This is a genomic window from Deltaproteobacteria bacterium (assembly GCA_016223005.1).
Lineage (GTDB): Bacteria > Desulfobacterota > GWC2-55-46 > UBA9637 > GWC2-42-11 > JACRPW01.
On sequence record JACRPW010000086.1, the window covers coordinates 1 to 5,031 of the forward strand.

Below are 5,031 nucleotides of genomic sequence, written 5' to 3' on the forward strand. Positions count from 1 at the left end.
ATACAGGCTCACCGCTGTAAAAAACATCACCCTCCGTTGGTCTGTCAAGGGCGCCAAGTATATGCAGAAAAGTGCTTTTCCCAACCCCTGAAGCACCTACAACAGCGACTGTTTCTTTTTTTGCAATTGCAAGGTTAATGCCTTTAAGAACATCCACCTCTCTCTTTTTATTGTTATATCTCTTATAAATGCCGTCTACCCTGATAAATTCCAAAATGAAACACCTTAATTTTGATATTTGATTTTTGATATTTGATTTTCTTTATTCATATCTAATTGCCTCAACAGGGTCAAGCCGTGCTGCCTGCCATGACGGATAAAGTGTTGCCAGAAATGTTATGCAGACAGCGGAAACAGCGATTATGCCTATCAAAACAGGGTCTGTCTTTACAGGGAGTGTTGATATATAATACACATCGCTTGGCAGTTGTATGAACTGATATTTTTTCAGGAGTAAGCAGCTTGAAACACCCCCGATAATACCCAGAATTGTACCGGCAACACCTATTACAAGACCTTCTATCATAAATATCCGCATTATACCTGCACCTGTTGCACCCATTGATTTTAATACGGCAATATCTTTTGATTTTTCCATAACAACCATTATAAGTGTGGATATGATATTGAATGCAGCAACCATTATTATAAGTACAAGGATGACAAACATTGCAATCTTTTCTAATTTCAGCGCTGAAAACAGATTCTTATTCATCTCCATCCATGTCCTTACCCAGAATGGCGAACCAAGCAGATTTTGTATCTTACGGGCAATCTTCTCTGCCTGATATATATTATCTATCTTAACCTCAATCCCTGTTACTGCATCATTAAGTTTAAAAAATCTTTGGCTGTTTTCAATAGATATAAATACAATAGTTGAATCAAATTCATACATGCCGAACTCAAATATCCCGGTTACCTTAAACCTTGCCAATCTGGGAATTGCCCCAATTGCTGTCATTGTGCCAGCAGGGGATACAAGGTTTATTTCATCACCAGTTGCTATATTTAAGTTTTTGGCAAGTTCTTTGCCAATGACTATACCGGGTATTGCAGCATTTGGTGTATCATAGGTCTCACGGATTGGCAAGCGTAAACCATCAAGGCTTCCTTCTCTTATTTTCTTGGGTAGAACAGTAACTCCCCCAACAGTATCCATATCAAGTCCGCGGACCACAACACCCATTACACCACTGCTGGATGAAACCATTGCCTGATGATAGGTAAACGGTGTTGTCCCTGCAACACCTTTAATATCTTTTACCTTTTGGGAGACATCTTTATAATTTCTCATCCCCTGCCCCAGTTCAAGGACAACCAGATGTGCGTTCACTCCCAGTATCTTCTCCCTTAAGTCCTCTTCAAAACCTGTCATAACAGAAAGGACAATTATCAGAGCCATTACTCCAACAGTAACCCCTGATATTGATATGAGGGTTATAATGGATATAAATGTCTCTTTCCGCTTTGCCTTTAAATACCTAAGTCCTATGAAGAGTTCGTATGACATATAATAATAAAAATCAAAAATTAAATATCAAAAATTAAAAATAAGGAAGTTATTTTTGAATTTTAATTTGTCATTTTGATATTTGCATTTTTACTTTTGATTTAACTTGATTTGTCATTTTGCATTTTGATTTTTGAATTTTGCATTTAAAATTCTATTTCTCTGCCTTCAACTGCGGGAATAGTATTACATCCCTTATGGACGCTGAATTTGTCAGGAGCATCACAATCCTGTCTATGCCTATGCCGCAGCCTGCTGTAGGCGGCATACCATATTCAAGGGCACGGATAAAATCTTCATCCATCTCGTGTGCCTCTTCATCACCAAGAGACTTTTCCTTTGACTGCTCTGTAAATCTTTCCTTCTGGTCAATCGGGTCATTTAGTTCTGAAAATGCATTGGCGATTTCTCTTCCTGCCACAAGGAGTTCAAACCTGTCAACAACTTGAGGGTCTTTCTCATTTTTTCTGGAAAGGGGGGATACATCCAGGGGGTAATGGGTTACAAATGTAGGCTGTATAAATTCGGGTTCGGCAACATGCTCAAATATCTCCGCAATAATCTTGCCATGGCTAAAACCTGCTGCAACATCAAGGTTAAGTTTTTTTGCGTAGATATATGCAGCATTTTTATCGCTAAATATATCATCACCTGCATCGCTGTATTTCAATACGGCATCCTTAACGCTTATCCTCTGCCAAGGCGGTGTTAAATCAATAGTATAACCTTGATATTCAATCTTAAGCCCTCCGCAGACCTCCTGTGCAATGGATGTAATCATCTCTTCTGTTAAACTCATCATGCCTTCAAATGTAGCATATGCAAGGTAAAACTCAAGCATTGTAAACTCAGGGTTATGTTGTGTAGAAATGCCTTCATTTCTGAAATTCCTATTTATCTCATACACCCTTTCAAAACCGCCGACAACAAGCCTTTTAAGATACAGTTCAGGGGCAATCCTCAAATACAAGTCCATATCCAATGTATTATGATGGGTTTTGAACGGCTTTGCAGCAGCACCACCGGGTATTATCTGCATCATCGGTGTTTCTACTTCCAGAAAATCCCTGTTGTTTAAGAATTCTCTTATGAGTTGTATAATCCTTGTCCTCTTTATAAATACATCCCGGACCTCATGGTTTGCAATTAGGTCAACATATCTCTGACGGTATCTGATTTCAATATCAGTTAGTCCATGCCATTTTTCAGGCAAAGGTCGGAGCGACTTTGAAAGAAGTTTAATGCCCTTTGCCTCAATAGTCAGTTCATCTGTCTTTGTGCGGAAGACTGTCCCTGAAATCCCGACAACATCGCCTGTGTCAATGTAATGTTTATACAGGTCGTATGCCTTTTCACCGATGATGTCCTTTTTAATATATACCTGAACCCTGCCCTTTCTATCCTGTATGTGAAAGAATGAAGCCTTGCCAAAGTCCCGTATCACCATAATCCTTCCAGCGGTTATCACTGTATCGTTTTTTGAAGTAAGTTCTTCTCTGGTAAGGCTGCCGAACCTTTTTATAATATCAGCAGTTGTATCCTTAACAATAAAATCATTAGGATAAGGGTTTATGCCGTTTGCCTGCAGATTTTTAAGTTTTTCCAGCCTGTTTAATATCTCGTCGCTTCCTGAATTAAAACTTTTCAGGACAGGTTTTTCTTCCGTTGTTTTCATTTAATGCCAACCTCTTTGAATGCTATCCCCTTTTCTCCTTTTACAACCTGAAGGATAAAGGGTTTTTTTATTGTTTCCCTGTCACGACCCATTGTTGTCTTTCCTGTAAGGGCATTAAAATCTTTTATCTGCAAAAGCGCATCTCTTATTTTCAATGTGTCAAGAGATTTTGCTGTCTTAATTGCCTCTGCAATCAGCATAAATGAATCATAGGCAGATGCGGCATAATAAGTCGGTTTTTTCCCTGTCTTGTTTTTATATTCTGAGACAAATTTTTGCACATCAGGCAGTTTAGCCTCATGGAAAAAGCCTGAATAGATTATTGTGCCAACAGCAAGTTCTTTGGCATCTTTAAGAAAGTTTTCTGTATAAAGTATATCCCCGCCTATAATAGGCGCCTTGACACCCTGTTTTTTTAATTCTTTAAGGATATCCACAGCAACCGCATCATCACCTGCAAATATTATTGCATCAATAGTGCCTTTTGCATCCTTTTTTAATTTGGCTATTGCCTCTTCTATGGTAGCATCCATAAACAGATGGGTTTCGCTTACAATCCTGCCGCCGTTTTTTATTACAGCCCTCCTGTATAATCCACCTATTGTCAGGGATGTCTCATCATCTCTCATAGATGTAATCATTGAACAGTTCTTATAATCAAATTCCTTGATTACATATCTTATTACATCTTCTGTGGCAATCTCATCAGATAGGGCATTGCGGAATATAAATGGTCCACCCCTGGCAATATGCCTTTTACTTCCTGCTGACATGAATATAACCCTTGCATCATTTGCCATCCATGTAGGGGCAAATGTTGACCACCCTGTAGGCGATGATATGATTGCCACAACCCCTTCCTTTATCATCTTGTGAACAGCGGCTTGGGTTGTCTGCGGATTCCCTTTATTGTCTAAGTGAATTACCTCTACCTTTTTGCCATCAATGCCGCCTGCATTATTCAAGTTCTCTAAAGCAAATAAAACACCTGCAAGTGTTGCAAGTCCTGTCTCTGCCTCTTCGCCTGTCTCAGGACCAATAACACCAATCTTTATAGATGAGGTTAGGCTAAAGGCTGAAGGCAGAAAGGCAAGAGATGATGCAAAAAAGAAAATAATAAGAAAAAGGCGGGAAAACCTTTCCCGCATTACATCTTTTCCTGCCTTTCTCGCCTTATTTCGTTTTCTTATCATCTTTTGCTTCCTCTATATCTTCAGGAGACTTTGGCATGTTCAGAATAAAGTCCTCTTCCAGCACAAATACATTTTTTGCATTGCCTCTTTTTGCAAAGAGACCCCTCTGTTTTTTATCCCTTTCACCTACAAGAAGTTCCAGATTTTTTCCTGTTTCATCAGATATATTTATCCTGAATCTTGGCTCTGACAGTCCATAGACAGACAAATCTTTCGGATCCTCATCTGCAAATGCCTTGATTTTTGCCCCTTTAATCTTATAGAGGAGTTCTGTAATCTTGAGTGCATTTGCTACTGCCTTTTTCGGCTTAACAATATGCCATTTCCCCTCTGCAGGATGAGCAACTGCAATCTCGCTGCTGCCAACCCATTTTATATTAAAGCCTTTAATCTTAAGGGGTGCAAAGTCTATTACTGTCTTGTCCCTTAAATCATAGACAGTCTTGTCTGCCTCTGCCTTTATGTCTGCGGTTAGTCTGAATATGCGGGGGTCGTCTTTGATGATTACAAAACCCAGATTCATGCCCGGATTTCTGTCTCCAAATACAATGGTTTTTATAAGTGATGGGGTTCTGAAACGAACTTCAAGGCTTGTTGGAGAGTCTGCAATGCCCATCTCCTTTAATTTTTCAGGAGGTTGGTTCTCAAAA

Annotated in this window: 5 protein-coding genes; all 5 read right to left on the reverse strand. The window is 39.3% G+C overall.

The annotated features are described in order from the left end of the window. The coding region (locus tag HZC45_08965; GenBank protein ID MBI5683270.1) for an ATP-binding cassette domain-containing protein at positions 1 to 214 on the reverse strand (214 nt) is incomplete at its 3' end. 48 nt (positions 215 to 262) lie between these two features. Further along, positions 263 to 1,513 (reverse strand): lipoprotein-releasing ABC transporter permease subunit, encoded by a 1,251-nt coding sequence (locus tag HZC45_08970; GenBank protein ID MBI5683271.1) that lies wholly within the window; start codon positions 1,511 to 1,513, stop codon positions 263 to 265. A 154-nt stretch (positions 1,514 to 1,667) separates the two neighbouring features. Beyond that, complete coding sequence (gene lysS / locus HZC45_08975; protein MBI5683272.1) at positions 1,668 to 3,188, reverse strand: lysine--tRNA ligase; 1,521 nt, start codon at positions 3,186 to 3,188, stop codon at positions 1,668 to 1,670. Then, positions 3,185 to 4,381, reverse strand: coding sequence for an ABC transporter substrate-binding protein (locus tag HZC45_08980; GenBank protein ID MBI5683273.1), 1,197 nt, complete (start codon positions 4,379 to 4,381; stop codon positions 3,185 to 3,187). Before HZC45_08980 ends, lysS begins: the two co-directional genes overlap by 4 nt. Next, positions 4,362 to 5,031: DUF4340 domain-containing protein (locus HZC45_08985; GenBank protein MBI5683274.1), on the reverse strand; the 670-nt coding region annotated here is incomplete at its 5' end. The genes HZC45_08980 and HZC45_08985, both read right to left, overlap by 20 nt.